This is a genomic window from Proteus hauseri (genome assembly GCF_040139125.1).
Lineage (GTDB): Bacteria > Pseudomonadota > Gammaproteobacteria > Enterobacterales > Enterobacteriaceae > Proteus > Proteus hauseri_B.
The window spans coordinates 1-26121 of record NZ_JBEEUB010000017.1 but is presented as its reverse complement, the minus strand read 5'-3'; the positions used below and the strand labels follow the sequence as shown (position 1 = coordinate 26121).

27 protein-coding genes and 3 pseudogenes are annotated in these 26121 nt (G+C 55.8%); 12 read left to right on the top strand and 18 right to left on the bottom strand.

Features of this window, described 5'->3' with window-relative positions; all coding sequences use genetic code 11:
• The first annotated feature begins 64 nt into the window (after positions 1–64).
• Both ABN099_RS18510 and ABN099_RS18505 read left to right on the top strand, forming a co-directional pair.
• Complete coding sequence (locus ABN099_RS18510) at positions 65–844, top strand: hypothetical protein (RefSeq protein ID WP_223307992.1); 780 nt, start codon at positions 65–67, stop codon at positions 842–844.
• A 50-nt stretch (positions 845–894) separates the two neighbouring features.
• Entirely contained in the window at positions 895–1332 is a 438-nt protein-coding gene (locus ABN099_RS18505) for a hypothetical protein (protein WP_000030933.1), read from the top strand.
• 84 nt (positions 1333–1416) lie between these two features.
• Here the strand turns inward: ABN099_RS18505 and ABN099_RS18500 are convergent, their stop codons facing one another.
• Positions 1417–2121 carry an IS6-like element IS1006 family transposase gene (locus ABN099_RS18500; protein ID WP_001067784.1) on the bottom strand — a complete coding sequence of 235 codons (705 nt, stop codon included), beginning with the start codon at positions 2119–2121 and terminating at the stop codon, positions 1417–1419.
• 165 nt (positions 2122–2286) lie between these two features.
• Here ABN099_RS18500 and ABN099_RS18495 point away from each other — a divergent pair, with 165 nt between their 5' ends.
• The 4 genes and pseudogenes from ABN099_RS18495 to ABN099_RS18480 all read left to right on the top strand — a co-directional run.
• The gene (locus ABN099_RS18495; RefSeq protein WP_227336996.1) at positions 2287–4035 is read left to right on the top strand and encodes a transposase; all 1749 of its coding nucleotides are present in this window, start codon (positions 2287–2289) and stop codon (positions 4033–4035) included.
• Between the two features lie 342 nt (positions 4036–4377).
• Entirely contained in the window at positions 4378–5592 is a 1215-nt protein-coding gene (gene floR, locus ABN099_RS18490) for a chloramphenicol/florfenicol efflux MFS transporter FloR (protein ID WP_000214122.1), read from the top strand.
• Between the two features lie 27 nt (positions 5593–5619).
• Positions 5620–5925, top strand: coding sequence for a LysR family transcriptional regulator (locus tag ABN099_RS18485; RefSeq protein WP_001255015.1), 306 nt, complete (start codon positions 5620–5622; stop codon positions 5923–5925).
• Between the two features lie 111 nt (positions 5926–6036).
• Positions 6037–6441 (top strand): annotated as a pseudogene (locus ABN099_RS18480) (IS91 family transposase); the annotation flags it as partial.
• Positions 6442–6547: 106 nt separating this feature from the next.
• Here ABN099_RS18480 and ABN099_RS18475 read toward each other — a convergent pair.
• The 3 genes from ABN099_RS18475 to sul2 are packed head-to-tail and all read right to left on the bottom strand — an operon-like array spanning position 6548 to position 9063.
• Positions 6548–7384: an aminoglycoside O-phosphotransferase APH(6)-Id gene (locus tag ABN099_RS18475; RefSeq protein ID WP_000480968.1), complete on the bottom strand. Its 837-nt coding sequence runs from the start codon at positions 7382–7384 to the stop codon at positions 6548–6550.
• Positions 7384–8187: an aminoglycoside O-phosphotransferase APH(3'')-Ib gene (gene aph(3'')-Ib / locus ABN099_RS18470; protein WP_001082319.1), complete on the bottom strand. Its 804-nt coding sequence runs from the start codon at positions 8185–8187 to the stop codon at positions 7384–7386. The genes ABN099_RS18475 and aph(3'')-Ib overlap by 1 nt, the downstream gene beginning before the upstream one ends.
• 60 nt (positions 8188–8247) lie before the next feature.
• On the bottom strand, positions 8248–9063 hold the full coding sequence (gene sul2, locus ABN099_RS18465; RefSeq protein ID WP_001043260.1) for a sulfonamide-resistant dihydropteroate synthase Sul2: 816 nt from the start codon (positions 9061–9063) through the stop codon (positions 8248–8250).
• 329 nt (positions 9064–9392) lie between these two features.
• On the opposite strand from sul2, the pseudogene ABN099_RS18460 reads away from it, so the two are divergent.
• Positions 9393–9497: pseudogene (locus ABN099_RS18460) on the top strand (Arm DNA-binding domain-containing protein); the annotation flags it as partial.
• A 253-nt stretch (positions 9498–9750) separates the two neighbouring features.
• Here the strand turns inward: ABN099_RS18460 and ABN099_RS18455 are convergent.
• From ABN099_RS18455 to merT, 10 genes are all read right to left on the bottom strand, one after another.
• Positions 9751–10755: an IS110-like element IS5075 family transposase gene (locus ABN099_RS18455; RefSeq protein WP_000427619.1), complete on the bottom strand. Its 1005-nt coding sequence runs from the start codon at positions 10753–10755 to the stop codon at positions 9751–9753.
• Positions 10756–10833: 78 nt separating this feature from the next.
• A complete protein-coding gene (locus tag ABN099_RS18450; protein WP_001138070.1) occupies positions 10834–13800 on the bottom strand; it encodes a Tn3 family transposase in 2967 nt (988 codons plus the stop codon).
• 2 nt (positions 13801–13802) lie between these two features.
• Positions 13803–14411 carry a recombinase family protein gene (locus ABN099_RS18445; RefSeq protein WP_210838053.1) on the bottom strand — a complete coding sequence of 203 codons (609 nt, stop codon included), beginning with the start codon at positions 14409–14411 and terminating at the stop codon, positions 13803–13805.
• Positions 14412–14541: 130 nt separating this feature from the next.
• Entirely contained in the window at positions 14542–14754 is a 213-nt protein-coding gene (locus ABN099_RS18440) for a DUF3330 domain-containing protein (RefSeq protein WP_000993245.1), read from the bottom strand.
• Positions 14755–14819: 65 nt separating this feature from the next.
• Entirely contained in the window at positions 14820–15056 is a 237-nt protein-coding gene (gene merE / locus ABN099_RS18435) for a broad-spectrum mercury transporter MerE (protein ID WP_001087807.1), read from the bottom strand.
• On the bottom strand, positions 15053–15418 hold the full coding sequence (gene merD, locus ABN099_RS18430; RefSeq protein ID WP_001277463.1) for a mercury resistance co-regulator MerD: 366 nt from the start codon (positions 15416–15418) through the stop codon (positions 15053–15055). The genes merE and merD overlap by 4 nt, the downstream gene beginning before the upstream one ends.
• Before the next feature lie 17 nt (positions 15419–15435).
• The gene (gene merA, locus ABN099_RS18425) at positions 15436–17118 is read right to left on the bottom strand and encodes a mercury(II) reductase (protein WP_000281124.1); all 1683 of its coding nucleotides are present in this window, start codon (positions 17116–17118) and stop codon (positions 15436–15438) included.
• 38 nt (positions 17119–17156) lie between these two features.
• Positions 17157–17564, bottom strand: a complete 408-nt coding sequence (gene merC, locus ABN099_RS18420; protein WP_000523860.1) for an organomercurial transporter MerC — start codon at positions 17562–17564, stop codon at positions 17157–17159.
• A 27-nt stretch (positions 17565–17591) separates the two neighbouring features.
• Entirely contained in the window at positions 17592–17873 is a 282-nt protein-coding gene (merP, locus tag ABN099_RS18415; RefSeq protein WP_000732277.1) for a mercury resistance system periplasmic binding protein MerP, read from the bottom strand.
• 15 nt (positions 17874–17888) lie between these two features.
• Entirely contained in the window at positions 17889–18239 is a 351-nt protein-coding gene (gene merT, locus ABN099_RS18410) for a mercuric ion transporter MerT (RefSeq protein WP_001294665.1), read from the bottom strand.
• A 71-nt stretch (positions 18240–18310) separates the two neighbouring features.
• Here merT and merR point away from each other — a divergent pair, with 71 nt between their 5' ends.
• A complete protein-coding gene (gene merR / locus ABN099_RS18405) occupies positions 18311–18766 on the top strand; it encodes an Hg(II)-responsive transcriptional regulator (protein ID WP_000429724.1) in 456 nt (151 codons plus the stop codon).
• 85 nt (positions 18767–18851) lie between these two features.
• The gene (locus tag ABN099_RS18400; RefSeq protein WP_349465887.1) at positions 18852–19985 is read left to right on the top strand and encodes an MFS transporter; all 1134 of its coding nucleotides are present in this window, start codon (positions 18852–18854) and stop codon (positions 19983–19985) included.
• Between the two features lie 71 nt (positions 19986–20056).
• Here ABN099_RS18400 and ABN099_RS18395 read toward each other — a convergent pair whose 3' ends face one another.
• Positions 20057–20884: a universal stress protein gene (locus ABN099_RS18395; protein WP_004118529.1), complete on the bottom strand. Its 828-nt coding sequence runs from the start codon at positions 20882–20884 to the stop codon at positions 20057–20059.
• A gap of 18 nt (positions 20885–20902) precedes the next feature.
• Complete coding sequence (locus ABN099_RS18390) at positions 20903–22381, bottom strand: SulP family inorganic anion transporter (RefSeq protein WP_001549885.1); 1479 nt, start codon at positions 22379–22381, stop codon at positions 20903–20905.
• 482 nt (positions 22382–22863) lie between these two features.
• Between ABN099_RS18390 and ABN099_RS18385 the strand changes: the two genes are divergently transcribed.
• The 3 genes from ABN099_RS18385 (at position 22864) to arsC (ending at position 25074) form a co-directional block, all read left to right on the top strand.
• Positions 22864–23217 carry a metalloregulator ArsR/SmtB family transcription factor gene (locus ABN099_RS18385; RefSeq protein WP_001549886.1) on the top strand — a complete coding sequence of 118 codons (354 nt, stop codon included), beginning with the start codon at positions 22864–22866 and terminating at the stop codon, positions 23215–23217.
• Between the two features lie 95 nt (positions 23218–23312).
• A complete protein-coding gene (locus ABN099_RS18380) occupies positions 23313–24596 on the top strand; it encodes an arsenic transporter (protein ID WP_001549887.1) in 1284 nt (427 codons plus the stop codon).
• Positions 24597–24645: 49 nt separating this feature from the next.
• Positions 24646–25074, top strand: a complete 429-nt coding sequence (gene arsC, locus ABN099_RS18375) for a glutaredoxin-dependent arsenate reductase (RefSeq protein ID WP_001549888.1) — start codon at positions 24646–24648, stop codon at positions 25072–25074.
• A 57-nt stretch (positions 25075–25131) separates the two neighbouring features.
• Here arsC and arsH read toward each other — a convergent pair whose 3' ends face one another.
• Positions 25132–25845 (bottom strand): arsenical resistance protein ArsH, encoded by a 714-nt coding sequence (gene arsH, locus ABN099_RS18370; protein ID WP_025801347.1) that lies wholly within the window; start codon positions 25843–25845, stop codon positions 25132–25134.
• Positions 25846–25850: 5 nt separating this feature from the next.
• A pseudogene (locus ABN099_RS18365) lies at positions 25851–26003 on the bottom strand (transcriptional regulator); the annotation flags it as partial.
• Between the last annotated feature and the right edge of the window lie 118 nt (positions 26004–26121).

The window sequence follows — 26121 nt, the reverse complement described above, 5'->3', positions numbered from 1 at the left end:
TTTATTATGGTGATCCCCTGGGCGAAATGCGCCTGGTAAGCAGAGTTTTTGAAATGTAAGGCCTTTGAATAAGACAAAAGGCTGCCTCATCGCTAACTTTGCAACAGTGCCGAAAATCTCATATGATCAGAATTACAATCCTGTTGAAAAAGAAGTTACACCTTTTGAAAACTTCAAAAAAGTTCTAGGACGATCAGAAAAGAAAGAATTTTCTACAGACTTCACTTTAGTAGACAAGCAAGAAAAATTGATCAAAGCATATCTGCAAGATCACCGCCACCATATTGAAGATAAGCGGGAGATATACGGAATTAACTCGAAGATACATGCTTTAACTTCAGAGAATCGTACATTCACGAAGGAAGAAATTGTTACCGAGGTTCGTGCGAATCTTAAATCTAAATCTATTTTAGGTGATGAGATCGGTAGCATTAGAGGTATGAAAATTGCAAAAGGTGAGCTTCTCAAACTTGAGGAAGGGTTACAGATCAAGACTGGATTCTTTAAGAAAGAAACCTTTGAGAAGGGAACAGAATTAAAGGTTCTTGATGCCTACAAGATGAAAGATAAACCAATGATTAAAGCTCGAATCAATGATATGGAATATGAGATTCCATTTGAAAAACTTTCTGTTAAGTATTCAGATCGGTACTTCACAGAGTTTAAAGATCAGAGCGCACACCGTTTTACTGCCCGCAATAAAACTGAAGTTTATAGCGAGTACCGTGAGCAGTTATTGAAGCAAAAGATTACTGCACCGGAAGAAAATTTGAATGCTCCTAATCACAAGATGAAGCTGCAAAGCAATCTTAATACTACCCCTAGAAATACACCTAGAATCTAACTTCACCTGGCATAAGCAAGTGAAAATAACAAACCATAAAAGACTTTTTAATGAGTAAAGATGATCATGATAAATTTGTATTATTCCTGATAGTTGTAGGCTTTATCGTGTTAGTTGTTTGCGGTCTTGCGTGGCAGGGAGCAGGCATCTTTAACTTGCCTTTCACAGTGATGCTATGGACTATCATTAGATTAATTATCGTGGTATCGCTTGTATTTATTACTGGAAAATTCGGTCTATCAAGAGAGTTTACTTTCCCCGCAGCAGCAGTAGGTTTAGCTTTTAGTTTATTCCCTGTCCTTGATCATATTGCGTTAGGTTATTCTGCTAAAAATTTCTATGAAACCACTAATTTTATGGGGCAAACGGTTCGGGAATTTGGTGCCAGTAAAATTACGGTCTGGTGGGGTTCGATTTATGCCAAAATAGCCTATGCTAGCCTTGCAGGTTTAATTGGATATGGTGTTAAGGTCGCCACTGATGATTAAAAAAGAAAAACCAACTTGAAGTTGGTTTTTTTGGCACTGTTGCAAATAGAGATTTGAGTCGATGATGTTCCCTTTAAAAAGTACTTAGAGACCGAAAACCCTGTTGATTAGACACACTTCACCCTGAGGCTGACCATAATAAAATGACGATGCTTGTCCTTTACGTAGTGCACGCATGACTTCAATACCTTTAATTGTGGCATAAGCCGTCTTCATAGATTTGAATCCTAATGTGGCCCTGATGATCCGCTTTAGCTTGCCATGATCACATTCAATCACGTTATTTTTATACTTAATCTGCCTGTGCTCAAGGTCTGGTGGACATTTACCTTCCCGTTTTAACCGTGATAAAGCACGTCCATATGTGGGTGCTTTATCCGTGTTGATCACTTGTGGAATTTGCCACTTCTTCACATTATTTAAAATTTTTCCAAGAAAACAATATGCTGATTTGGTATTACGTCTAGAAGAAAGATAAAAATCAATGGTATCGCCACGTTGATCGACTGCACGATACAGATAAGACCATCGTCCATTCACTTTTACATAGGTTTCATCAATATGCCACGAGCTCAGATCTGTAGGATTACGCCAATACCAGCGTAAACGTTTTTCTATTTCAGGAGCATAACGTTGAACCCAACGGTAAATAGTCGTGTGATCAACATTCACACCCCGTTCGGCCAGCATTTCCTGCAGTTCACGATAGCTAATGCCATATTTACAATACCAGCGCACAGCCCAAAGAATGATTTCGCCCTGAAAATGCCGACCATGGAAAGGATTCATATGCTGCACCTTTAGCTAAAACAGTCTTCAGCTTACCATTCGTGGTTATTTGCAACAGTGCCATATATTGATAGTCATCACCTTAAGGTCGCAAATTCAATCAGAAAGCTTTTTATGGCTATTGATATTGTCTATGACAAAGAAACGTCGGTTATTGGACAGCAGATGACTACAAGTAGGAATGATCTTAAGGGTAAGGGTAAGCTCGATACTAAAGATCTAAGAGTAATATACCCATCTGAGAAAAACTACATTGTGAAGGAAGGCATTGTTAATTCGCAACGCTTCGAGTTCCATATGTACAATCGGGTATCCAATAATCTAGAAAATGGCCTTTTTTACTCGTCAGAAAGTGAGCAAAATAAACGACTAGAAGATGATTTAATAGAGCTTAGGGAATGGAATGAGAATAAATCAAGTTTGATAGAAAAAACAGGGCTTGAACGACTGATTAGCCCAATAGAGCAGACTTTAGCTAATTTAGATATAGATTTTAATACAAAGCTGAGTCATGTTAGCCTCAACATAAATTCAGATGCGAATGACTTTGTCAAAAAGCAGCCACAGTCAAATCGGTTACAATGGAGTTTAGCCAGTAAAAAGTGGAAGACCAGCATTGATAATCCGATTTACCGGCAAATAAAAAACACTGGAATAATTGATATCATGAAGTTTGTGAACAATGAAACGGGTTTTTTGTCTGTTTTTAATGCTGTCTCATCCAGAAAAAACACTCTAGAAGCCGATAATAATGATCTTCTTGCTTGTATCTTTGGTAACGGTGCAAACTATGGAGTTCACCGAATAGCGTCTGCGTCAGACCGAAGTATTGGCATACTACGTGACGTCAATGATATGTTTATTCGACCAGATACGACTGAAAAAGCCAATACAGTCATCTCGGATGCTATTGCTGACCTTTCTATTTTTAACTATTGGACGATAAACGAAAAATCACCATTTGGAAGTGTAGATGGGCAAAAGCATACTTGCCGAATCAATACATTCAAAGCACGTTTTTCAGCTAAATACTTTAGAAAGGGAAAAGGGGTTTCCGCAATGACTCTTGTATCTAATCATGTTCCATTAGCAACGACGATCATTTCACCTAACGAGTATGAAGGTCATTTTGCATTTGACCTGTTGTACAATAATGCCAGTGAAATACAACCAAAATCACTCGCAACAGATAATCATGGTATCAATAACGTCAATTTTGCAATATTGGATATATTTGGGTATCAATTTTCCCCACGTTATGCAAAATTCAAAAAAATATTTGATGGTTTGTTTGAAGTGGAACTGGAAGATGAGCAATTAATGATTAGGCTTAAAAAACAGTTTAACTTTAATCTCATTATGCAAGAATGGGAATGCATACAGCACATTATTTGTTCTTTAAGTCGAAAAACAACAGTGCAAAGTACAGTAATAAAAAAATTATCTAATTCAAAACGTAATAATAAGACATTAGCTGCACTTAGAGAATATGATCGAATCATCAAATGCATTTACATTCTCGATTATGTTGATAATAAAACGCTAAGACAATTTGTTCAGCAGGCCCTGAACAGAGGGGAAGCTTATCATCAGTTGAGAAGAGCCATTGCATCTGTTAATGGAAATCAATTCCGAGGTGGGGATGATTATCAAATAGATCAATGGAATGACTGTGCAAGATTAATAGCAAATTGCGTTATTTACTATAATTCAGCACTATTATCAGGCTTAGTTGATAAATTCGAAAAAGAAAATAATCAAAAAGCCATTGATATTCTGACTAATCTGTCACCAGTAGCATGGGGGCACATCCTGCTAGGCGGTAATTATTCGTTTGAAGATAAGGCAGCTATCACAAATTTAAATAACCTTTTAGACGATGTCGACTTACTAAGTGATGATGACGAGATTTGATACTAAAACGTTATCAATCGCGTAAGTGAAGATAAAAAAAAGTATTCGTTTTATTCTGTCTAAATGAATGCTTTTTTATTTTAAATTCAATTAGATAATTATGATTGGTGGGAAGTTTGGGTGAAATGGGCGCAAAACCCCATTGCGAAGCAAAAGATAATCGGATAAAATGTAGCAATTCATATTCGTAAGCGTGGAGTAATCAGATGGGAAATTCCAAGTCAGCAGACAAGTAAGCCGCAACAACCAGTATTGTTGTTGCGGCGCTCTGTAAGGCTAGTCTCATCTGATTGCTGACGAGCAGACGTCGCCCGGTATTCCTTAATCGAGGGTTGATTCGTCATGACCACCACACGCCCCGCGTGGGCCTATACGCTGCCGGCAGCACTGCTGCTGATGGCTCCTTTCGACATCCTCGCTTCACTGGCGATGGATATTTATCTCCCTGTCGTTCCAGCGATGCCCGGCATCCTGAACACGACGCCCGCTATGATCCAACTCACGTTGAGCCTCTATATGGTGATGCTCGGCGTGGGCCAGGTGATTTTTGGTCCGCTCTCAGACAGAATCGGGCGACGGCCAATTCTACTTGCGGGCGCAACGGCTTTCGTCATTGCGTCTCTGGGAGCAGCTTGGTCTTCAACTGCACCGGCCTTTGTCGCTTTCCGTCTACTTCAAGCAGTGGGCGCGTCGGCCATGCTGGTGGCGACGTTCGCGACGGTTCGCGACGTTTATGCCAACCGTCCTGAGGGTGTCGTCATCTACGGCCTTTTCAGTTCGATGCTGGCGTTCGTGCCTGCGCTCGGCCCTATCGCCGGAGTATTGATCGGCGAGTTCTTGGGATGGCAGGCGATATTCATTACTTTGGCTATACTGGCGATGCTCGCACTCCTAAATGCGGGTTTCAGGTGGCACGAAACCCGCCCTCTGGATCAAGTCAAGACGCGCCGATCTGTCTTGCCGATCTTCGCGAGTCCGGCTTTTTGGGTTTACACTGTCGGCTTTAGCGCCGGTATGGGCACCTACTTCGTCTTCTTCTCGACGGCTCCCCGTGTGCTCATAGGCCAAGCGGAATATTCCGAGATCGGATTCAGCTTTGCCTTCGCCACTGTCGCGCTTGTAATGATCGTGACAACCCGTTTCGCGAAGTCCTTTGTCGCCAGATGGGGCATCGCAGGATGCGTGGCGCGTGGGATGGCGTTGCTTGTTTGCGGAGCGGTCCTGTTGGGGATCGGCGAACTTTACGGCTCGCCGTCATTCCTCACCTTCATCCTACCGATGTGGGTTGTCGCGGTCGGTATTGTCTTCACGGTGTCCGTTACCGCGAACGGCGCTTTGGCAGAGTTCGACGACATCGCGGGATCAGCGGTCGCGTTCTACTTCTGCGTTCAAAGCCTGATAGTCAGCATTGTCGGGACATTGGCGGTGGCACTTTTAAACGGTGACACAGCGTGGCCCGTGATCTGTTACGCCACGGCGATGGCGGTACTGGTTTCGTTGGGGCTGGTGCTCCTTCGGCTCCGTGGGGCTGCCACCGAGAAGTCGCCAGTCGTCTAACCGACGACTGGTAGCAGGCCCGCTCCGATGCGGCGCACTAACCATCGAAACCTCGTGAATGTCGGTATCCTGTCTGGCAGGATACCGCTCATTTCCCTTGTTCAGTTCATCGCCGTCGCCGAGCATCTGAATTTTCGGCATGCGGCCAAGGCACTTGGTATCAGCCAGTCGAGCGTCAGCGCGCGTGTGAAAGCGCTGGAGGATAACCTTGGTGTCCTGCTATTTGAGCGCCATGCGCGGGGCGTTCGGCTAACAGACGCAGGCAGGCACTTCATGGAGCGTGTCACGGCGGGTGTCGATCAACTCGATCACGCAGTGAAGACCGCGGAGTGACGGGCACTGGCTGGCAATGTCTAGCAACGGCAGGCATTTCGGCTGAGGGTAAAAGAACTTTCCGCTAAGCGATAGACTGTATGTAAACACAGTATTGCAAGGACGCGGAACATGCCTCATGTGGCGGCCAGGACGGCCAGCCGGGATCGGGATACTGGTCGTTACCAGAGCCACCGACCCGAGCAAACCCTTCTCTATCAGATCGTTGACGAGTATTACCCGGCATTCGCTGCGCTTATGGCAGAGCAGGGAAAGGAATTGCCGGGCTATGTGCAACGGGAATTTGAAGAATTTCTCCAATGCGGGCGGCTGGAGCATGGCTTTCTACGGGTTCGCTGCGAGTCTTGCCACGCCGAGCACCTGGTCGCTTTCAGCTGTAAGCGTCGCGGTTTCTGCCCGAGCTGTGGGGCGCGGCGGATGGCCGAAAGTGCCGCCTTGCTGGTTGATGAAGTACTGCCTGAACAACCCATGCGTCAGTGGGTGTTGAGCTTCCCGTTTCAGCTGCGTTTCCTGTTTGGGGTCGTTTGCGGGAAGGGGCGGAATCCTACGCTAAGGCTTTGGCCAGCGATATTCTCCGGTGAGATTGATGTGTTCCCAGGGGATAGGAGAAGTCGCTTGATATCTAGTATGACGTCTGTCGCACCTGCTTGATCGCGGCCGCGATAGCTAGATCGCGTTGCTCCTCTTCTCCATCCGCGTTCCAAGCTGCGGAAAGGCACCCATAAGCGTACGCCTGGTCGAGCAGGCGACGCGGATCGACGTCCAGCGCACGAGAGAATGCGTCCGCCATCTGTGCAATGCGTCTAGGATCGAGACAAAGGTCGTCTCTGTCAGCCGGATCGTAGAACATATTGGCGGCGCCAAAGCCCACTTCACCGACCAGACCGACGGGATCTATCACCAGCCAGCCGCGACTGGAGAACATGATGTTTTCATGATGCAGATCGCCATGTAGCCCACGCAGTTCCGAGGCATTGCTCATCATTTGATCGGCTATAATCGCCGCGTGGACGTAGTCAGTTTGACAACCTGCGTTTTGATCATCGCGCGCCCGCTGAAACAAAGCTGCAAAGCGATCCCGGATCGGGAGAAGGGCAGAAGGCAGGGGTTCCTCAGATGCGGCATACAGCTTCGCCATTAGTTCCGCTGCAATTTCGGTCGCCTGGTAGTCGCCGTGCTCGGCAACGATGTGAGAGAGCATTCGCTCCCCGGCATATTCGAGCAACATCAGATTGTTCTCACGACCGAGCAACCGGACTGCTCCCCTCCCATTGCGCCATACCAGATAGTCGGCCCCGCGCAGTTCATCAGCAATGTCTTCTATAGGTTTCAATCCCTTGACGATTGCAGGAGTCCCGTCTGGCAATGAAACTTTCCAAACGAGGCTGGAAAAGGTGTCCGCAATGAGAACAGGTTGCGAAACGTGCCAATGAGCAGGAAAAACAGGCGGCATGAACATCAACCCCAAGTCAGAGGGTCCAATCGCAGATAGAAGGCAAGGCGTTCGCGGTCGGGGGCTTCGATCCCCAATACATTGAATAGGACAGCGAAGGCGCGCTCTGCTTCATCTGGCGCTGCCCAGTTCTCTTCGGCGTTAGCAATCATGAGTGCCAAATCGGCATAGCGATCTGCTGTTCCGAGCCGCCCAAGGTCGATCAGACCCGTGCATTGAAGAGTTTTAGGGTCCACCATGAAGTTCGGCATGCAGGGATCACCATGGCAAACAACCATATCGGTGCGCTCTTGGTCGAGCCGCACCGGTAGCTCTCGTTCGACACGAGCCAAAAGATCGAGCTGCGGCGTACTCTTGTCCTCGTCCGGTAAGAAGTCGGGATTGACGGCATTGCGGGACACCACATCAACGGCGCGTCCGAACATTCGCGACAGCCTGCGCTCAAACGGACATTGATCAACCGATAGGCTGTGAACAGCGCCAAGTTGCTGCCCCATTGACGGCCACGCTTTGAGCAAATCCGCTCCAGACAGATCAGCCGCCGGTACTCCCGGAATTGCCGTTATCACCAAGCATGCACCCTCCTGTTCCTCCTGCCAGTTGATGACCTCGGGGCAAGCCACACCTCGACCTTTGAGCCAAATGAGGCGGTCACGCTCTCCAGCGAGCTCACCGCGGCGGGAAGCAGGTGCGATTTTCGCGAAGGCATGCCCGTCACCACGTCGAAAAACAAAATCACCAGATTCTCCGCCTCTGACAGGCAACCAGTCAGAATGCGATTCACCAAAAAAAATATTAGTTCGATTCAATGGAGGTTCCTTCAGTTTTCTGATGAAGCGCGAATATAGAGAAATATCCCGAATGTGCAGTTAACGAATTCTTGCGGTTTCTTTCAGCGCCGCCAATACCGCCAGCCCGTCGCGCAAGGGGCGCGGCTCGTGTGTGCGGATGAAGTCAGCTCCACCTGCGGCGGCGGCAAGCTCTGCAGCGAGTGTCGCGGCCCCGACATCCCCCGGACCACGGCCTGTGAGCGCGCGCAGAAAGGATTTGCGCGAAACAGACAGAAGCACCGGCAAATCGAAGCGCAGCCGCAATTCATCGAACCGCGCCAGCACCGAGAGCGAGGTTTCGGGAGCAGCCCCCAGAAAAAACCCCATGCCGGGATCAAGGACAAGGCGGTTGCGTTTGATACCGGCACCCGTCAGCGCCGCGATGCGCGCGTCAAAGAACGCCGCAATGTGATCCATGATGTCGCCAGCGGGTGCCTCGCGCCGATCTGCCTGCCCGTCTTGCACCGAATGCATAACGACGAGTTTGGCAGATGATTTCGCCAATTGCGGATAGAACGCAGCGTCTGGAAAACCGCGAATATCATTGAGATAGGCCACACCACGCGACAAGGCATAGGCTTGCGTCGCGGGTTGATAACTGTCGAGCGAGACGGGAATGCCATCTGCCTTGAGCGCGTCCAGCACCGGCGCGATACGCGCGATTTCTGTGTCGGACGAAACAGGCGCGGCGTCGGGATTGCTGGATGCCGGACCGAGGTCGATCACATCTGCCCCCTCGGCCATCAGCTTACGCGCCTGCGCAATGGCTGCGTCTGGCGCCAGATACCGGCCTCCATCGGAGAAACTGTCCGAGGTTATGTTGACGATGCCGAAAATGATGAGCGATTTATTCATGGGGGCTTCTATAATAATAATAATCGAGCATGAGTCTCATACGGATGCTCGGGTCGAAAGGGAATCCCCAGGCGAGTAACCTGTTTGCGGTGATCCATTAGCTGCAGGAGCAGAATAGCATACATCTGGAAGCAAAGCCAGGAAAGCGGCCTATGGAGCTGTGCGGCAGCGCTCAGTAGGCAATTTTTCAAAATATTGTTAAGCCTTTTCTGAGCATGGTATTTTTCATGGTATTACCAATTAGCAGGAAAATAAGCCATTGAATATAAAAGATAAAAATGTCTTGTTTACAATAGAGTGGGTATCGGAGACGAAGAAGGACAAGGTACATGCTGACCGATACCAAGCTGCGCAATCTCAAGCCCAGGGACAAACTCTACAAAGTGAATGACCGGGAAGGTCTCTATGTGGGGGTCGCCTCAGAAAACGGAATCTATGGTCACTCCCGTTTTTGCAACACCGATTTTGACGACAAGTTGGCTTGCTTGAATCTATCCGGCGTCTGAATGGGATTTTATTCCCGCGCCTCGATGAGTTCCGCGCCTGATGAACCTCCAGAAAATATACGGCTTCAATGAGCCTTTCCGTTTTACAGGTTCCTCAACAGGCCGGTGGGCCGTTAGTATCATCAATATCAGTATTCGCAAAACCAGATGAATGATTGTTTAAACTGGTGTATTTCTGCCTTTATGCTTCGTAAGTTTGCTGTCGCGCCGTCAGTGCCCAGGCTATTCTGGCCAGCTTGTTTGCCAGAGCACAGGTGACGACAAAGTTGCTTTTCCGACACAACAACTCCCTGACCCAGTCGGCCAACTTGCCAGACTGGTGTTCCAGTTTTTGTATGAATACCCTGGCACACTGAACCAACAAAGTTCGGATCTTTTTGTTGCCCCGCTTGCTAATCCCTAACAATGTCGTCCGACCTCCCGTGCTGTACTGTCGGGGTACCAGCCCTGTTGCCGCCGCAAAGTCACGGCTGCTGGCGTACTGCTTCCCGTCGCCAATCTCAGTTGAAATAGTACTGGCAGTCAGCGTTCCAACGCAGGGAATACTCAGCAAGCGCTGTCCAACCTCATCTTCGTCCAACTTTCGTTTCAACTGAGATTCCAGATCTTTAATCTGCTCAACAAGATAGTGATAATGCTGTTGTAATTTCAGCAGTAACTGGCTGAGATAAAGAGGCAAACTACTGTCCTCAAGAAGGGTACTCAGTCGACTAATAACGGCAGCACCTCGCGGAACGCTGATACCAAATTCCAGCAGAAAAGCATGCATCTGATTAGTTGTTTTCACCTTATCCTGAACCAGGGATTCACGGACACGATGCAGAGCTCGCATTGCCTGCTGAGATTCGGTTCTGGGCTGCACGAAACGCATAGATGGACGTGATGCTGCTTCACAGATAGCTTCAGCATCAACGAAGTCATTTTTGTTGCTTTTAACGAATGGGCGGACAAATTGCGGTGATATCAGCTTTGGAAAATGCCCTAACTCTTCCAGCTTGCGTGCCATAAAGTGAGAACCGCCACAGGCTTCCATCGCGATGGTTGTTGCCGGGCATGTCGCCAGAAATTCGATTAGCTTTGGTCGGGTGAATTTTTTACGGTAAACGGCCTTCCCACGATGATCCTGACAATGAATATGGAAAGAGTTCTTACCCAGATCGATACCAATAAGCGCAATGTTTTCCATGATGGTTCTCCGAATGAAAGCCTGTCCTCAGCATAGTACTGGGAAGGAGGGAGTGACCATCTCATTAAATAAAGCACGCTAAGCCGGTTGCAGCGGTCGTAGCGGCCTGAACTTGCCCGCGCCGATCTTGGCGCTGCTGCGCCAGAGGTAATCGCCGGTGAGGTTGATGTGCTCCCAACCGAGCGGCGACAGGTACTGCAACAGCGCGTCATCAACGGCATGGCCGTTGCCACGCAGCGCGTGCGCAGCCCGTTCCAGATAGACCGTGTTCCACAACACGACGGCAGCCGTTACCAGATTGAGGCCGCTAGCCCGGTAGCGCTGCTGCTCGAAACTGCGGTCGCGGATTTCACCCAGGCGGTTGAAAAACACTGCCCTGGCCAGCGCATTGCGCGCCTCGCCCTTGTTCAGGCCGGCATGCACGCGGCGGCGCAGTTCCACGCTTTGCAGCCAGTCCAGGATGAACAGCGTGCGCTCGATGCGGCCCAGCTCGCGGAGCGCCACGGCCAGGCCGTTCTGGCGTGGGTAGCTGCCGAGCTTTCGGAGCATCAGGGAGGCCGTCACCGTGCCCTGCTTGATCGAGGTGGCCAGCCGCAGGATTTCGTCCCAATGGGCGCGGACGTGCTTGATGTTGAGCGTGCCGCCGATCATGGGTTTCAGCGCGTCATAGGCGGCGTCGCCCTTCGGGATGTAGAGCTTGGTGTCGCCCAGGTCGCGGATGCGCGGCGCGAAGCGGAAGCCCAGGAGGTGCATCAGGGCGAAGACGTGATCGGTGAAGCCCGCCGTGTCGGTGTAATGCTCCTCGATCCGCAAGTCGGACTCGTGGTACAGCAGGCCGTCGAGCACGTAGGTCGAATCGCGCACGCCGACGTTCACGACCTTGGTGTGAAATGGCGCGTACTGGTCAGAAATGTGGGTGTAGAACGTCCGCCCTGGGCTGCTCCCGTATTTCGGGTTGATGTGGCCGGTGCTCTCGGCCTTGCTGCCGGTGCGGAAGTTCTGGCCGTCCGACGATGAGGTGGTGCCGTCGCCCCAGTGCTCGGCGAAGGGATGGCGGAACTGTGCGTTGACCAGATCGGCCAGCGCCGCCCCGTAGGTTTCGTCGCGGATGTGCCAGGCTTGCAGCCAAGCCAGCTTGGCGTAGGTCGTGCCGGGGCAAGACTCCGCCATCTTGGTCAGGCCCAGGTTGATCGCGTCGGCGAGGATCGTGGTCAGCAACAGGTTCTTGTCTTTGGCCGGGTCGCCCGATTTCAGATGCGCGAAATGCCGAGTGAAGCCCGTCCATTCGTCCACCTCCAGCAGCAGTTCGGTGATCTTGACGTGCGGCAGGATCATTGCCGTCTGGTCGATCAGCGCTTGGGCGGTGTCGGGTACCGCCGCGTCGAGCGGCGTGATCTTCAAGCCTGACTCGGTGATGATGGCGTCCGGCAGCTCGTTGGCCGTCGCCATACGGTTGACGGTGGCAAGCTGTGTTTCCAGCAGCGTCAGCCGGTCGTTCAGGTACCGGTTGCAGTCGGTGGCCACGGCCAGCGGCAATTCGCTGGCCTGCTTGAGGCTGGCGAATTTCGCGGGCGGCACCAGGTAGTCCTCGAAGTCCTTGAACTGGCGCGACCCCTGCACCCAGATGTCGCCGGAACGCAACGCGTTCTTCATCTCCGACAGCGCGCACAGTTCGTAGTAGCGCCGGTCGATGCCGGTGTCGGTCATGACCAGCTTCTGCCAGCGCGGCTTGATGAACTCGGTCGGCGCGTCGGCGGGCACCTTGCGGGCGTTGTCGCTGTTCATGCCGCGCAGCACCTCGATGGCGTCGAGCACGTCCTTCGCGGCGGGAGCGGCCCGCAGCTTGAGCACGGCAAGGAATTCCGGCGCGTAGCGGCGCAGCGTGGCGTAGCTTTCGCCGATGCGGTGCAGGAAATCGAAGTCCTCGGGCTGCGCAAGCTTCTGCGCTTCGGTGACGCTCTCGGCGAAGGCATCCCAGGACATGACGGCCTCGATGGCGGCGAACGGATCGCGGCCCGCCTGCTTGGCCTCGATCAGCGCCTGGCCGATGCGGCCGAACAGCCGCACCTTGGCGTTGATCGCCTTGCCGGACGCCTGGAATTGCTGCTGATGCTTGTTCTTGGCGGCGTTGAACAGCTTGCCCAGGATGCGGTCGTGCAGGTCGATGATTTCGTCGGTGACGGTGGCCATGCCCTCGATGGCAAGCGCCACCAGGGTGGCATAGCGTCGCTGCGCCTCGAACTTGGCCAGGTCGGCGGGCGTCATCTGGCCACCCTCACGGGCGATCTTGAGCAGGCGGTTCTGGTGCACCGACCGCTCGATGCCAGAAGGCAGGTCGAGCGCCTGCCACGCTTTGAGGCGTTCGATGTGTTCCAGCATGTGCCGCGAATTCGGTTTGACGGGCGATTGGCGCAGCCAGGCCAGCCAGGTCGTTTTGCCGTTGTCCCGACGCTTGAGCAGATCGTCGAGGCGGCGGCGATGCGCGTCCGACAGCGGTTCGGCCAAGGCATCGTAGATGCGCCGGTTGGCGCGGGTGATTGCTTCGGCGCTCGCCCGCTCGACGGCGTTGAGGGCAGGCAGAATGACCGACTGCTGCCGCAGGTGCTCGATCAAGGTGCTGGCCAGCACGATGCCCTTGTCGGTCTGCAAGGCCATCTCGGTCAGCAACTGGACGGCCTGCCGGTAGTGGCCCATGGTAAAGGGCTGGAAGCCGAACACCGTTTGCAGTTCGACCAGGTGCTCGCGCCGGGTCTGCTCCCGCTGCCCGTATTCGTCCCAGCTTTCGACGCTGACCTTGAGCTGGTCGGCGACCAGTTTCAACAAGGGCGGAAACGGCGGCTCATCGACGCCCAGGATGACACCAGGAAAGCGCAGGTAACAGAGCTGCACGGCGAAGCCCAGCCGGTTGGCCGGGCCGCGCCGCTGCCGGATGATGGAGAGGTCGGTTTCGCTGAACGTGTAGTGACGGATCAACTCATCCTTGGTGTCCGGCAACGCCAGCAGGCTTTCGCGCTCGGCGGCGGACAGGATTGAACGACGTGGCATATTTACTGATCCGTTCTCAAGTATTGATACAGGGTTTCGCGACTGATTCCGAATTCACGAGCCAGCTTGGTCTTTTGCTCGCCAGCCTCGACACGTTGGCGCAGTTCGGCAATACGCTCAGACGACAGGGATTTCTTCCTGCCACGGTAGGCCCCGCGCTGCTTGGCGAGCGCGATGCCCTCGCGCTGCCGCTCGCGGATCAAGGCGCGTTCGAACTCGGCGAACGCGCCCATTACCGACAGCATCAAGTTCGCCATCGGCGAGTCCTCGCCGGTGAAGGTCAAATGCTCCTTAAGGAACTCGATGCGTACGCCGCGCTGGGTGAGGCCCTGCACCAGGCGGCGCAGGTCGTCGAGGTTGCGCGCCAGACGATCCATGCTGTGCACCACGACCGTGTCGCCTTCGCGCACGAAGGCGAGCAGCCGTTCCAGTTCGGGCCGCCGTGTGTCCTTGCCCGACGCCTTGCCCGACGCCTTGCCCGACGCCTTGCCCGACGCCTTGCCCGACGCCTTGTCGGTGAACACTTTATCCACCTGGATCTGTTCGAGCTGCCGTTCTGGGTTCTGGTCGAAGCTGCTGACGCGGACGTAACCGATGCGCTGACCGTGCAAGGTATCCTCCTGAGGGAAATGTGTCAGGAAGAAATCTATGACCCTTGACGGCGTATGTCAATCAATTCGGAAGGCAACTCTATTCTGACGATTTAGCGCCGGATGGTCTGACGCCAAGTTAGGGTATGCCTCAATCTGACGGCTGCGAACCGCCAGGGACAGGCGCAATGTCAGATTCTGTCGCGGCCTTGGCGCGTGCCTGGAAGCGTTCATAGCAATCCAGCCCGCAGAAATGTTCGACGTATTCCGCGCCTTCCGGGGTGAAGGCGGCATCGAGCGGAATTTCTTTGCAGCATACGCAGCAGGTGGTGCAACTGGCAGTGTTCGGGGCGTTTGCGTTCATGGTGGTACTCCTCCAGATTGGTAGCGAAGCTCAAAGCTGCCCACTCTCGGCTGGCTGGGAAGCGGTCATGATCTTCCCTTGAAGGCCCGCAGCAGCCGCGTCACAGACAGGACAAACAAGCCGGTCAGCGTGAGGGCTGCAATACCCCAGTGCTCCCCGATGAACGCGCCGGCCGTCGTGCCGGCTAGCACAATGGCGAGAATCGGCAAATGGCAGGGACAGGTGAGCACGGCCAGCGCGCCCCACAAGTAGCCGGTGATCGGTTTGTGCGTCTCAGACGGCAAGTGCTCTGGGCTGTTCATGGCAGACTCTCCGCGTGCTGTGCCGGTTCGGTTGGCATGGCGGCCAGTTGCATTTCGAGGCTGGCCAGGGCCTCGCGCCGACGCTCGACGAGTTGCCGCAACACGGCAAGCTGCGCAGACGCACCGTCACCGTCCGCAGCATCCAGCGCCCGGCACAGCCGCGCCAGTGCGTCCAGGCCGATACCCGCTTCGAAGGCAGCCCGTACAAAGCGCAGCCGTTGCAACGCGGTGTCATCGAACAAGCCGTAGCCGCCCGTGGTGCACGCGACCGGCCGTAGCAATCCGCGCAGCAGGTAGTCGCGCACGATATGCACGCTCACCCCGGCATCAAGGGCCAGCCGGGACACTGTGTAGGCGCTCATTGAACACCTCCTTTTCCTCATCCGGCGCAGCACGAAAGCTGCTTCACGTCCTTGCTGAAGGTCTGCGCCGCGAGCTTCAGCCCTTCGACCATGGTCAGGTAGGGGAACAATTGGTCGGCCAGTTCCTGCACGGTCATACGGTTGCGAATGGCGAGCACCGCCGTCTGGATCAGTTCACCCGCTTCCGGGGCCACCGCTTGCACGCCGATGAGCCGTCCGCTACCTTCCTCGATGACCAGCTTGATGAAGCCGCGTGTGTCGAAGTTGGCAAGCGCACGCGGCACGTTGTCCAAGGTCAAGGTGCGACTGTCGGTCACGATCCCGTCGTGATGTGCTTCCGCCTCGCTGTAGCCCACGGTGGCGACCTGCGGGTCGGTGAACACCACGGCCGGCATTGCGGTCAGGTCCAGGGCCGCATCGCCGCCAGTCATGTTGATCGCAGCACGGGTGCCGGCCGCTGCCGCCACATAGACGAACTGAGGCTGGTCGGTGCAGTCGCCGGCGGCATAGATGTGTGGCGCGCTGGTGCGCATGCCTTTGTCGATGACGATAGCCCCCTGCGCGTTGACGGCGACACCCGCCGCTTCCAATGCCAGGCTGCGCGTGTTCGGTGCCCTGCCAGTGGCAACCAGCAGCTTGTCGGCGCGTATTTCACCGTGCCCGGTGGTCAGCACGAATTCGCCGCCAACATGGGCGACTTGGCTGGCTTGCGTGTGCTCCAGCACCTCGATGCCCTCGGCACGGAAAGCAGCTGTCACGGCCTCGCCGATGGCCGGGTCTTCCCGGAAGAACAAGGTGCTGCGCGCCAGGATGGTCACTTTACTGCCCAGCCGGGCAAAGGCTTGCGCCAGTTCCAGCGCCACCACCGACGAGCCGATCACGGCCAGGCGTTCGGGAATGGTGTCGCTGACCAGAGCCTCGGTCGAAGTCCAGAAGGGAGACTCTTTCAAGCCGGGAATCAAAGGCACGGCCGGGCTGGCACCCGTGGCGACCAGGCAGCGGTCGAACGCCACCACACGCTCGCCGCCATCGTTTAAACGGACAGCAAGGCGCTGGTCGTCCTTGAAACGCGCTTCACCATGCAGCACGGTGATGGCCGGGTTGCCGTCCAGGATGCCTTCGTACTTGGCGTGGCGCAGCTCATCGACGCGCGCCTGCTGCTGGGCCAGTAGTTTGCTGCGATCAATCGCAGGCACAGTCGCTGCGATCCCACTGTCGAATGGGCTTTCACGGCGCAAATGGGCGATATGGGCAGCACGGATCATGATCTTGGACGGCACGCAGCCGACATTGACGCAAGTGCCGCCGATGGTGCCGCGCTCGATCAGCGTGACCTTCGCGCCTTGCTCGACGGCCTTCAGCGCCGCCGCCATTGCGGCCCCGCCGCTGCCAATAACGGCGACGTGCAGTCCGTCCCCATCACCACCAGCCTTGTCGTCACCGCCCAGCCATCCCAGCGCCTTGCCAAGCAATCTGCCCCGCGCTGAAGTGGATGGGGCATCGGCGGGTGTGGCCTTGTAGCCGAGACCGGCCACAGCGGCAGTCAGCGCCTCTGGCGAGGTGCCGGGATCGGTGGCGAGTTGCGCGGAGCCGTTCGGGTAGGACACAAGCGCCGACAGCACGCCCGGCACTTTCTCCAGGGCTTCCTTGACATGTGTCGCGCACGAGTCGCAGGTCATTCCGGTGATATTCAAATACATTGCATCGTTCCTTTTCGTTTCGGCAACTGCCAATGCAGTTAGCCGTGTTTGGGTGGTAGTTCGCAGCGGCGGTTGGCCGGTGAGAGCAGATCCCAGATCGACACCCCGACCATCAAGGCCAGACCGACATAGAGGAGGTTCGCCGTCCACCAATTGCCAAAAAACAAGAGCATGGCCGCCAGCACGATGGCTGGGCCGACCATCCCGAGCAGGCTGCGGTGCCATTGCCGATGACTCAGCCAGCCCAGTGCATTCGCCAGCAAAGCCACGACTGCGAACAGCGGCAGCAGCTTGGAGATAAACAACCCTTCGTATTCCTGTAGAAAGCCTAGGCCGATGGCCGCGCCCAGGCTGGCGGTAGCCGGGAAACAGGCAGCGCATCCCATCGCGGAAACAACGCTGCCAAGCGCGCCCGCCTTGTCGGCAATGCGTGTCATCAGTCCCATGATCGCCCTAGGTTCGGGTTCAGTGGTTCACTGCTTGACGCTGGACGGATAGCCCGCGTCTCCGGTTGCCTTGGTTAGCTTCTGCACGCTGGTCTTGGCATCATCGAACGTGACAACCGCTTCGCGTGTCTCGAAGGTCACGTCAATTTTGCTGACGCCTTCGACCTTGGAAATCGCCTTCTTGACGGTGATCGGGCAGGCGGAGCAGGTCATGCCCGGTACGGACAGCGTGACGGTCTGGGTGGCGGCCCACACGGGGGCAACAACGGCAGCGAGGGCGAGGGCGAGGGCGGCAAACAGTTTTTTCATGATGAACTCCTGTGATTAATAGAAAAATAGCATGACGTAGGGAAATCCGAGCGCGACCAGGACCAGCGCGGCCACGATCCAGAAAATGAGCTTGTAAGTAGCCCGCACTTGGGGAATCGCGCACACGTCCCCCGGTTTGCAGGCTTGCGCCGGGCGATAGATGCGCCGCCAGGCAAAGAACAACGCGACCAGCGCTGCGCCGATGAAGATCGGGCGATAGGGTTCCAGAACCGTCAGGTTGCCGATCCATGCCCCGCTGAATCCCAAGGCGACCAAGACCAGCGGCCCGAGGCAGCAGGCCGATGCAAGAATGGCGGCTAGCGCGCCGGTGAAGAGCGCGCCGCGCCCGTTTTGTGGTTCAGACATACGCTTGTCCTTTCAAATTTGTATTGGATAGCTTAAGCTTACTTCCGTAGTTATGTACGGAGTCAAGCGATATGGAAAACAATTTTGAGAATCTGACCATTGGCGTTTTCGCCAAGGCGGCCGGGGTCAATGTGGAGACCATACGGTTCTACCAGCGCAAGGGCCTGCTGCCGGAGCCAGACAAGCCCTACGGCAGCATTCGCCGCTATGGCGAGGCGGATGTAACACGGGTGCGCTTCGTGAAATCGGCCCAGCGGCTGGGCTTTAGCCTGGACGAAATCGCCGAGCTACTGCGGCTGGAGGATGGCACCCATTGCGAGGAAGCCAGCGGCCTGGCCGAGCACAAGCTCAAGGATGTGCGCGAGAAGATGGCCGACTTGGCGCGCATGGAGGCCGTGCTGTCTGAACTGGTGTGCGCCTGCCATACGCGGAAAGGGAACGTTTCCTGCCCGCTGATTGCGTCACTACAAGACGGAACGAAGCTCGCTGCATCGGCGCGGGGGAGTCACGGGGTGACTACGCCTTAGCGTGCTTTATTTTCCGAATTCTGAGACGACCCCTTTTCGGTTTATGTTTCATCACGCCTCTCACCTTACGTTCGGTGCGATGCTGATGGCCATGTCCAGCTTTGGACAGACCTATTTTGTCTCACTTTACGGGCAGGATTTTCGTGAGGCCTTTGGGCTCACCGACGGCGGACTGGGCGGCCTGTACGCAATCGGAACGGTGATGAGCGCCATCACGCTGACCTGGGCCGGACGGCTGATTGACTACACCACGACCCGCCGCTTCACGCTGGCGGTCACCCTTTTGCTGCTCACGGCCTGCCTGCTGGTTTCCGGCGCACAGGCGGCGTGGATGCTGTGCATCGGGTTTTACTTTCTGCGCCTCGGCGGCCAGGGACTGATGGTGCATACCGCGCTGACCGCAACGGCGCGCCAGTTCCCCCTTGATGCAGGCAAGGCGCTCGGCGCCATCGCGCTGGGGCTCTCGCTGGCGCAGGCCGTTTTTCCTGTGATTGCGGTGCAGATAAGCGCGCTGACGGGATGGCGCGCTGCCTGGGGCATCAATGCCGGAATGCTTGTTGCCGGCGTGGGGGTCGCGCTGATGTTTTTGCCCCGCGGGAAAGAGAAGCCGCTGCGTACGTTCAGAAAGCGGGGTGAGGAGAAAGAAAAAGAGGCGCCGGTATGGCGAAACCGCAACCTGCTGCTGGCGCTGCCTGTCGTGCTGGCCTCCCCCTTTATCACCACCGGCTTCTTCTTCCACCAGGCGAGGCTGGCACAGGAGAAAGACTGGGAGCTGTCGTGGGTGGCGGTATGGTTTATTGCCTATGCCATTACCCAGGCGGTATCGCTGCTGTCGTTTGGCCCGCTGATTGACCGGCTCTCACCACGCAGGCTGCTGCCGTGGTTTCTGATGCCACAGGCCCTGGCCATGCTGGCGCTATGGCTCAGCAACGGTCAGTGGGTGACGCCTTTTTACCTGATTATGACCGGCGTATCGTCGGCCATTGCCTCAACGCTTGCCACCGCGCTCTGGGTACAGCTGTTTGGTCCGGCGCAGCTGGCCAGGGTGCGCTCGGCGGTTGAGGCAGGGACGGTGATTGCCAGCGGGGCATCCCCGGTAATCATGGGCGTGCTGATAGATAACCATGTCACCCTGCATCTTCAGGCCCTGTTCTGCCTGGTCTACATTCTTGGCGCCAGCCTGCTGGCCACCGGTATCAGGACGGATGCGCCGCAATAACGCGCCTTTACCTTCATACCCGTCATCCTCTTTCCCCTGTGAAGGCGGGCCTGATATCAGGCCCGCCTGTTTCATCGCAGCATCAGCAGGGGCTGACGGCTTTCAGACAGCATTTCCGTGGTGTGGCTGCCAATAAAGAATCGCCGTAACCGGGAGTGCCCGCAGGCCCCCATTACCGTGAGGTCGATATCATGGGCGTCCGCGTAGCGGCACAGCGCCCCGGTTACGGACTCGTCTTCCAGCAGGCGTGTCTCGGTCGTGATACCGGCTTCCTGAAGAACAGCCTGCGCATCCTGCAGGGCTGACATGTCACCGTTGACCATCACGATATGACAGCTCAGGCCGTGCAGCAGCGGGCTGACCGTCAGGCGCGTCAGGTTTTTACGGCTCTCACTGCTGCCGTCGTACGCAAACATCACCCGCGCCGGCGGCGTAAACGTCTCCGGCACAATCAGCACCGGGTTTTTCTGCAGGCGAATGACGCTTTCCAGATGGCTGCCTACCTGATTCTGCGTCCCGCGGCGCCCCAGCACCATCAGCCGGACTTCGCCCAGCTCCGCCAGGATTTCGTCCAGTGCGCCGTGCTTTTGCAGCAGCTGTGCGTCCGGCTGTCCGGTCTGCTTCAGGAGCTCCGCACAGCCGGCCAGCACGGCCTTACCCTGCGCCATCAGCAGCCGGCTGCGCTCACCCTCGACGCGGACCAGCGCTTCGGTCAGCTGCTCCCGGCTGTCAATACCAATGCTCCCGGTCAGGTCAGACACGGCGGGAGTCTCACTCTTTTCGAGCACGTGCAGCAGCGCCAGCGGCGCGCCAAGTTTACCGGCTGCCCAGGCAGCATACTCACAGACCGGCCGGGTTGACGGCGAGCCGTCAACGCAGGCAATAACGGTGTTATTCATGATGCTTTCTCCAGTAAATTAATGGCCACCCATCAGCTTTTCCACTTCTTCAGGCTTGTCATGCACTCCGAAGCGGTCAACGAGGGTGCGGGTCGCGTCATTCATACCCTTGATCTCCACTTCCGTGCCTTCGCGACGGAACTTGATAACCACCCGGTCCAGCGCGCTCACGGAGGTGATATCCCAGAAGTGGGCGTGCGTTACGTCAATCACCACGCGCTCCACCGCTTCACGGAAGTCGAAGTGGCTCATAAAGCGATCGGATGAGGCAAAGAATACCTGGCCGGCTACGGTATAGGTGCGGGTGTCGTCCTTCAGCTCAGAGGAGACCGCCATAAAGCGGGCGACCTTGGTGGCGAAGTTCAGCGAGGCAATCAGCACGCCGGTGAGCACGCCAAACGCCAGGTTATCGGTCGCCACCACCACCACCACGGTGGCCAGCATCACCACGCTGGTTGACAGCGGATGGCTGCGCAGGTTGCTGATGGAGCGCCAGGAGAAGGTGCCGATGGAGACCATGATCATCACCGCCACCAGAGCCGCCATGGGTATCCGGGACACCCAGTCGCGCAGGAACACCACCATCAGCAGCAGCACCACGCCGGCGGTGAGCGTGGAAAGCCGCCCGCGCCCGCCCGATTTGACGTTGATCACCGACTGGCCAATCATCGCGCAGCCCGCCATGCCGCCGATAAAGGAGGTGCAGATGTTGGCCACGCCCTGCGCCTTGCACTCGCGGTTTTTATCGCTCGGCGTGTCGGTCATGTCGTCCACGATGGTGGCGGTCATCATCGACTCCAGCAGCCCCACCACGGCAAGTCCTGCCGAGTACGGCAGAATAATCATCAGCGTGTCGAGGTTAAGCGGGATATCCGGGATCAGAAACACCGGCAGGCTGTCCGGCAGTTTGCCCATGTCACCCACGGTGCGCACGTCCAGGTGCAGCCACATGGAAATGGCGGTCAGCACGATGATGCAGACCAGCGGCGAGGGAATGGTTTTGTTCAGATACGGGAAGAGATAAATGATGCCCAGGCCCGCAGCGGTCAGGGCATAAACGTGCCAGGTGACGTTGGTCAGCTCCGGCAGCTGCGCCATAAATATCAGGATGGCCAGCGCGTTCACGAAACCGGTGACCACCGAGCGGGAGACGTAGCGCATCAGGCTGCCCAGCTTCAGGTAGCCGGCCGCCAGCTGCAGTACGCCGGTCAGCGCCGAGGCCGCCAGCAGATACTGCAGGCCGTGGTCTTTTACAAGCGTGATCAGCAGCAGCGCCATCGCACCGGTGGCGGACGATATCATTGCCGGACGGCCGCCGAGGAAGGCCATAACCAGGGGAATACAGAACGCAGAGTAGAGCCCGACCTGCGGGTCGACTCCGGCGATGATGGAAAAGGCGATCGCTTCGGGAATAAGCGCGAGCGCGACCACAATACCGGCAAGGACGTCACCACGGACGTTACCCAGCCAGTCCTTACGCGTCGAGGACAGCAGCATAGTCATTTCTCAGTTTTTGATTACGGTCAGCCCGTGAGGGCAAAAATTTTACGTACGAAAAAGCACATCCGCAGACGGGATGTTTTTGAGTGCGCGCCGAAGTTTATTCAGTGCGACAGAGGAGGGGTACGACTCAGGGTGGCGTAAGACGCATGGTGGTGTTTATCACTCCTTCACGGCTGACAGAGCAGCGCGGGTAATCAGAAAGACCGGATGAGAGACGTTCAGTACCGGCCACAAATGCCCGCCGGGCAGATGAACCACGGCAAAAAGCGCTTTTTACTCTACACGAATTGTTAACGGGGTCAACGCGCAGGGCAAAAACGCTGTTCATGGAATGCCGGTCAGGCGCATCCGGACGGAAAGTCCTTCTGCATGCTCAGGCTCGTCCGGCGTTCGCACATACATATGATTAAGTGAATATAAATTTGACGGAGAAAGTTTCACAGGTACACTCAGGTCAGTCACAATAAGGAGTCACCATGCCACCCGTGTCCCCCCTGCAGCTTTTTAAAAGCCTTTCCGACGAAACCCGACTCAGCCTCGTGCTGCTGCTACGCGAAAAAGGGGAGCTCTGCGTCTGTGAACTTACGTCCGTGCTGAAAGAAACTCAGCCCAAAATCTCACGGCATCTGGCTCTGCTGAGAGAAAACGGGCTGCTTACCGACCGGCGGGACGGAAAATGGATCCACTATCGTCTGTCGCCTCATATGCCGGCGTGGGCAGCGGCGGTTATCGAACAGGCTTATCTCTGCCAGCGGGATGATATCCGCCAGCTCAGCCGGCAGGCTGAACGCGATAACGCCACCACCAACGGCAAGCCTGTCTGCATTTAAAAATTTACCGGTATATATCTGGATTATCGAATATATTACGCATCGAAAATTTATCAGTCCGGTTTAACAGGCATTTGTATTCAATAGGAGCGGGTATGTTTCTGGCAGGTGCGATTTTCATCCTGACGCTGGTACTGGTCATCTGGCAGCCGAAGGGGCTGAGCATTGGCTGGAGTGCCGTCATCGGTGCGGCGCTGGCGCTGCTGACCGGCGTGGTGCACATCGGTGATATTCCGGTGGTCTGGCAGATTGTCTGGAACGCCACGGGCACGTTCATTGCGGTCATCATTATCAGCCTGCTGCTCGATGAGTCCGGCTTTTTTGAGTGGGCCGCGCTGCACGTTTCCCGCTGGGGAGGCGGCAGGGGCCGGCTGCTGTTCACGTATATCGTTCTGCTGGGTGCCGCAGTGGCGGCGCTGTTTGCCAATGACGGAGCCGCGCTAATTCTGACGCCGATCGTTATTGCCATGCTGCTGGCGCTGGGATTCACTCCCGGCTCCACGCTGGCGTTTGTGATGGCAGCGGGCTTTATCGCTGACACCTCCAGCCTGCCGCTCATCGTATCGAACCTGGTGAACATCGTAACGGCTGACTTCTTTACGCTGGGCTTCAGCGAGTACGCATCCGTCATGGTGCCGGTGAACATTGCCTCCATTGCGGCCACGCTGGTGATGCTTCATCTCTTTTTCCGCAGGGACATCCCGGTCACCTATGACCTGGCGAAGCTGAAGGCACCGCGGGAAGCCATCCGGGATGCACGAACCTTTAAGGCTGGCTGGGTGGTTTTGGTTCTTCTGCTGGTTGGCTTTTTTGCTCTGGAGCCGCTCGGCGTGCCGGTCAGCCTGGTGGCGGCGGTGGCGGCGTTTATTCTCTGGCTGGTTGCCCGCAAAGGACACGTGATTGACGCCGGCAGGGTGCTGAAAGGCGCGCCCTGGCAGATCGTTATCTTTTCGCTGGGCATGTATCTGGTGGTATACGGACTGCGTAACGCCGGACTGACTGATTACCTTTCCGCCGCCCTGAACCGGTTTGCAGAGCACGGCGTATGGGGCGCAACGCTCGGCACCGGCTTCCTGACGGCGGCACTCTCGTCCGTCATGAACAACATGCCCACCGTGCTGGTTGGCGCGTTGTCGATTGACGGTAGTAGCGCACAGGGCGTGGTGAAGCAGGCGATGATTTACGCCAACGTCATCGGCTGTGACCTCGGCCCGAAAATAACCCCTATCGGCAGCCTCGCAACCCTGCTGTGGCTGCACGTGCTGGCACAGAAAAACATCACCATCAGCTGGGGCTATTACTTCCGCGTGGGCATCGTGATGACCCTGCCGGTGCTTTTTGTCACGCTGGCCGCGCTGGCCCTGCGCCTGTCTGTTTAACTTTAACCCCGGGGCTGCGCCCGTGCAGCCCCTTTACGGAGTACCGCTTATGACTGACATTACCATTTACCACAACCCGGCCTGCGGGACATCCCGCAATACCCTGGCGCTTATCCGTAACAGCGGCGCCGAACCCACGGTTATTCTGTATCTGGAAACGCCGCCGTCACGCGATGAGCTGAAGAAGCTGATTGCGGATATGGGCATCGGCGTGCGCGACCTGCTGCGCAAAAATACCGAACCGTACGAACAGCTCGGCCTGGCAGAAGACCGCTTCAGCAATGACGAACTGCTCGATGCCATGCTGGCTCATCCGATCCTCATTAATCGCCCGGTGGTAGTGACACCGCTCGGCACGAAGCTGTGCCGTCCCTCCGAAGTGGTTCTGGACATACTGCCGGACCCGCAGCAGGGCGCGTTTACCAAAGAGGACGGCGAAGCCGTCATTGATGAGCACGGGAACCGCGTCAGCCACTGATTTTTTACCAGGCTGCGGGCATAACAGTGTGGAAAAAGCCGGCATCTGCCGGCTTTTTTATATGCTGCGCTGGTTGACCCGCTCAGAAAGCTGCGCGGCACTCTCTTTCCTTTCGCTGTAGCGGTCGGTGAGATAATCACTGCGACCGCGCGTCAGCAGGGTGAACTTCATCAGTTCCTCCATGACGTCCACTATGCGGTCATAATACGAAGAAGGCTTCATGCGGCCATCCTCATCAAACTCGGCCCAGGCTTTTGCCACGGATGACTGATTCGGGATGGTGATCATCCGCATCCAGCGTCCAAGAATACGCATCTGATTTACAGCGTTGAACGACTGTGAGCCGCCGCTGACCTGCATGACGGCCAGGGTTTTTCCCTGTGACGGGCGGACCGCGCCTGACGTCAGCGGTATCCAGTCAATCTGGGCCTTCATGATGCCGGTCATGGCCCCGTGACGCTCCGGAGAGCACCAGACCATGCCTTCCGACCAGAGAACCAGCTCCCGCAGCTCAGCCACTTTCGGGTGCGTCTCCGGCGCATCATCGGGCAGTGGCAGGCCGGACGGGTTGAAAATTTTCACCTCCGCGCCCATGGCCGTCAGCAGCCGGGCACCTTCTTCCGTTGTCAGCCGGCTGTAAGAGCGCGCCCGCAGCGAGCCGTAGAGCATCAGGATGCGGGGCGGATGCGTTATCTCTCTGGCCTTCAGCTTATCTTCCGTCAGCGGCGCGTCCAGGAGGGCCGGATCGATATTTTTCAGGGCATCAGTCAGGTTGTTCACAATGGGGTCTCTTCGGGAGTCTTTGCGGGTGACAGACTGCAGCTGCCGCCTGCGCAGCATTCTTCTGTCAGAAAGGCCATCAATTGCTCAAGCTGCGCATAGCAGGGCCTGCAGAACAGGGTACGACTCTGCCGTTCCTGGCTTATGAGTCCAGCGGGCACTGTTGCAAAGTTAGCGATGAGGCAGCCTTTTGTCTTATTCAAAGGCCTTACATTTCAAAAACTCTGCTTACCAGGCGCATTTCGCCCAGGGGATCACCATAATAAA

What these genes read in the sequence shown, in the direction of transcription:
- ABN099_RS18505 (WP_000030933.1), top strand. Translation starts at nt 895, where the DNA reads ATGAGTAAAGATGATCATGATAAATTTGTATTATTCCTGATAGTTGTA.
- ABN099_RS18500 (WP_001067784.1), bottom strand. Translation starts at nt 2,121, where the DNA reads ATGAATCCTTTCCATGGTCGGCATTTTCAGGGCGAAATCATTCTTTGG.
- ABN099_RS18495 (WP_227336996.1), top strand. Translation starts at nt 2,287, where the DNA reads ATGACTACAAGTAGGAATGATCTTAAGGGTAAGGGTAAGCTCGATACT.
- floR (WP_000214122.1), top strand. Translation starts at nt 4,378, where the DNA reads ATGACCACCACACGCCCCGCGTGGGCCTATACGCTGCCGGCAGCACTG.
- ABN099_RS18485 (WP_001255015.1), top strand. Translation starts at nt 5,620, where the DNA reads ATGCGGCGCACTAACCATCGAAACCTCGTGAATGTCGGTATCCTGTCT.
- ABN099_RS18475 (WP_000480968.1), bottom strand. Translation starts at nt 7,384, where the DNA reads ATGTTCATGCCGCCTGTTTTTCCTGCTCATTGGCACGTTTCGCAACCT.
- sul2 (WP_001043260.1), bottom strand. Translation starts at nt 9,063, where the DNA reads ATGAATAAATCGCTCATCATTTTCGGCATCGTCAACATAACCTCGGAC.
- ABN099_RS18455 (WP_000427619.1), bottom strand. Translation starts at nt 10,755, where the DNA reads ATGGAAAACATTGCGCTTATTGGTATCGATCTGGGTAAGAACTCTTTC.
- ABN099_RS18450 (WP_001138070.1), bottom strand. Translation starts at nt 13,800, where the DNA reads ATGCCACGTCGTTCAATCCTGTCCGCCGCCGAGCGCGAAAGCCTGCTG.
- ABN099_RS18440 (WP_000993245.1), bottom strand. Translation starts at nt 14,754, where the DNA reads ATGAACGCAAACGCCCCGAACACTGCCAGTTGCACCACCTGCTGCGTA.
- merE (WP_001087807.1), bottom strand. Translation starts at nt 15,056, where the DNA reads ATGAACAGCCCAGAGCACTTGCCGTCTGAGACGCACAAACCGATCACC.
- merD (WP_001277463.1), bottom strand. Translation starts at nt 15,418, where the DNA reads ATGAGCGCCTACACAGTGTCCCGGCTGGCCCTTGATGCCGGGGTGAGC.
- merA (WP_000281124.1), bottom strand. Translation starts at nt 17,118, where the DNA reads ATGTATTTGAATATCACCGGAATGACCTGCGACTCGTGCGCGACACAT.
- merC (WP_000523860.1), bottom strand. Translation starts at nt 17,564, where the DNA reads ATGGGACTGATGACACGCATTGCCGACAAGGCGGGCGCGCTTGGCAGC.
- merP (WP_000732277.1), bottom strand. Translation starts at nt 17,873, where the DNA reads ATGAAAAAACTGTTTGCCGCCCTCGCCCTCGCCCTCGCTGCCGTTGTT.
- merT (WP_001294665.1), bottom strand. Translation starts at nt 18,239, where the DNA reads ATGTCTGAACCACAAAACGGGCGCGGCGCGCTCTTCACCGGCGCGCTA.
- merR (WP_000429724.1), top strand. Translation starts at nt 18,311, where the DNA reads ATGGAAAACAATTTTGAGAATCTGACCATTGGCGTTTTCGCCAAGGCG.
- ABN099_RS18400 (WP_349465887.1), top strand. Translation starts at nt 18,852, where the DNA reads ATGGCCATGTCCAGCTTTGGACAGACCTATTTTGTCTCACTTTACGGG.
- ABN099_RS18395 (WP_004118529.1), bottom strand. Translation starts at nt 20,884, where the DNA reads ATGAATAACACCGTTATTGCCTGCGTTGACGGCTCGCCGTCAACCCGG.
- ABN099_RS18390 (WP_001549885.1), bottom strand. Translation starts at nt 22,381, where the DNA reads ATGCTGCTGTCCTCGACGCGTAAGGACTGGCTGGGTAACGTCCGTGGT.
- ABN099_RS18385 (WP_001549886.1), top strand. Translation starts at nt 22,864, where the DNA reads ATGCCACCCGTGTCCCCCCTGCAGCTTTTTAAAAGCCTTTCCGACGAA.
- ABN099_RS18380 (WP_001549887.1), top strand. Translation starts at nt 23,313, where the DNA reads ATGTTTCTGGCAGGTGCGATTTTCATCCTGACGCTGGTACTGGTCATC.
- arsC (WP_001549888.1), top strand. Translation starts at nt 24,646, where the DNA reads ATGACTGACATTACCATTTACCACAACCCGGCCTGCGGGACATCCCGC.